Annotated in this window: 1 protein-coding gene; it reads left to right on the forward strand. The window is 68.8% G+C overall.

What is annotated here, in order from left to right:
• Positions 1-330: transketolase C-terminal domain-containing protein (locus MMS95_RS24130; protein ID WP_074428430.1), on the forward strand; the 330-nt coding region annotated here is incomplete at its 5' end.
• Between the last annotated feature and the right edge of the window lie 10 nt (positions 331-340).

Below are 340 nucleotides of genomic sequence, written 5' to 3' on the forward strand. Positions count from 1 at the left end.
GCCACCGGCTCCGAAGTGGGCATCACGGTGGAAGCGGCGGACAAACTGACCGCGGCGGGCCGCAAGGTGCGCGTGGTGTCGATGCCGTCGACCGACGCGTTCGACAAGCAGGATGCGGCGTACCGCGAGTCGGTGCTGCCGGCGGCGGTGACGGCGCGTGTGGCGGTGGAAGCGGGTATCGCGGACTACTGGTACAAGTACGTGGGGCTGAACGGCGCCATCGTGGGCATGACCACCTTCGGTGAGTCGGCGCCGGCGGAGCAGCTGTTCGCCGAGTTCGGCTTCACCGTGGACAACGTGGTGGCGAAGGCGCAGGCGCTGCTGAAGTAAGCGGCCTGGC

The sequence above is a fragment of the Serratia sp. PGPR-27 genome (genome assembly GCF_022678525.1).
Taxonomy (GTDB): domain Bacteria; phylum Pseudomonadota; class Gammaproteobacteria; order Enterobacterales; family Enterobacteriaceae; genus Serratia; species Serratia nematodiphila.